The sequence below is a fragment of the Shigella sp. FC1567 genome (assembly GCF_001743015.1).
GTDB classification, from domain to species: Bacteria; Pseudomonadota; Gammaproteobacteria; order Enterobacterales; family Enterobacteriaceae; genus Escherichia; species Escherichia coli.
In genome coordinates, this window is record NZ_MIIV01000254.1 from 1 (window position 1) to 1,639 (window position 1,639).

Consider the following 1,639-nt stretch of genomic DNA (forward strand, 5'->3'; position numbering starts at 1 on the left):
TTTCTGGTGCGTACCGGGCTGAGAGGCGGTGTAAGTGAACTGTAGTTGCCATGTTTTACGGCAATGAGAGCAGAGATAGCGCTGATGTCCGGCAGTGCTTTTGCCGTTACGCACCACGCCTTCAGTAGCGGAGCAGGAAGGACATCTGATGGAAATGGAAGCCACGCAAGCACCTTAAAATCACCATCATACACTAAATCAGTAAGTTGGCAGCATTACCGCCAACGTCATCTTATTTTTCATCTACTCCAACGAGTAGACAAGTTTTTTATTAAACCATTTATACCTTTTACGATTAAATTTTCTTATGTAATAGAGGTGAATAATCTTCCCAAAAATCCATACAAGCTTTACTTGCATAAAAGAATCCAGCGTCTGATTCATAAGACATAAACTGTGCAATAATAGATAGTTGTATATCTGAAAAATTAAAAACAAAATTCAAAAAATCATCGTAATCCCGATACTCAGGACATAAATATTGTTGAATAAAATCGGATTCAAAAACCCAAAAATCATTCTTATTAAACAACGAGACATAAATATACAGAGGGATGTAATAGCAGAATACTTTCTCAGGGAGGAATGTAATTCCTAACTCTAAAGCATAAGAGTCATCCTTTATTTTTAAATTATTGGCTATTTCATTCCATTGTTTCTTTTGGAAAAAATTATATACAACATCCAGTTCATCCAGCCCTATAATATCATTTGAAATATGAGGTAATGGCTGGCATGGAAAATGAATCATAAGTTCATCATAGACTGCACTCTCGTTAGAGAAAATTATTTTTTTCATTTTATTAAGCCACTGCAATCAGCTGCTGTTTTATATGCTTTATTCTCTTCTTCCATATGGGCCTTATCTCCACCACCAAAGCACTGATTATTAATCTGCTTTCTGACCGAAGCGCACGCCAAATTTATCTCGTACCGTCTCAATATTTCTTTTCTCAGCATCTGAGGAGCGCAAGCTCTAGACTGGTTACATAATCTGTTTTTTTCATTTTGTAAGTCACTCAGGTTCTGGGGACTACAGTTACCTCCAGGATTTACACCTGACTTATGTTCATCTGTTAATTTGTCGGCTTCTGGATTAACTTTACGTCCATATTGATCTCTGCGTTGTTGCCCACTTTGGATAACACCACCTGATGAAAACAAACCGCAACTCATCAGTGCTACAACACCAAGAATTAACGGATTTAACCCTTGTGGGTCTATCTCTGAGATCGGATTCAACGGATACTGATAAAAATTCCATCCCCCCTTCAGCCCAATTGGGTCCTGAGTGATATATCGCCCCTGCAGCGGGTCATAATAGCGGTGGCGGTTGTAATACAGGCCGGACTCCTCATCATACTGCTGCCCCGGCAAACGGATAAGCTGCTGCAGCTGGTGCGGGTTCTCTTCATTCAGCAGGTTGCCCCACTCATCGTATTCTGCGCACCATTCTGTTGCCCCTTCCGTGCTGATAAGCGCCAGCGGCAGGCCGCGATGGTCGCAGTGGTACAGGTGGATTTTTCGCGCCGGCGTGTATACCGGGTCCATCTGGCTTTGCATCTGCGCCACCGTCAGGCCGCACGATGCCAGCCAGCGGCGGCTTTCCTCACTCACCCGGTCAGCCAGGATTTCACTT

At 42.5% G+C, this 1,639-nt stretch carries 3 protein-coding genes; all 3 read right to left on the reverse strand.

Annotation, left to right across the window (positions count from 1 at the left end; genetic code table 11):
• Window positions 1-165 (reverse strand): IS1 family transposase (locus tag BHE85_RS14855; protein WP_047664789.1); only part of this gene is annotated, 165 nt, incomplete at its 3' end.
• A gap of 130 nt (window positions 166-295) precedes the next feature.
• Window positions 296-799 (reverse strand): hypothetical protein, encoded by a 504-nt coding sequence (locus BHE85_RS14860; RefSeq protein WP_000720079.1) that lies wholly within the window; start codon window positions 797-799, stop codon window positions 296-298.
• On the reverse strand, window positions 796-1,639 hold an 844-nt coding region (locus tag BHE85_RS14865), incomplete at its 5' end, for an RHS repeat-associated core domain-containing protein (protein ID WP_197673112.1). The genes BHE85_RS14860 and BHE85_RS14865, both read right to left, overlap by 4 nt.

Excerpts from the sequence above, each read along its gene's own strand:
- BHE85_RS14860 (WP_000720079.1), bottom strand. The coding sequence starts at position 799 with ATGAAAAAAATAATTTTCTCTAACGAGAGTGCAGTCTATGATGAACTT.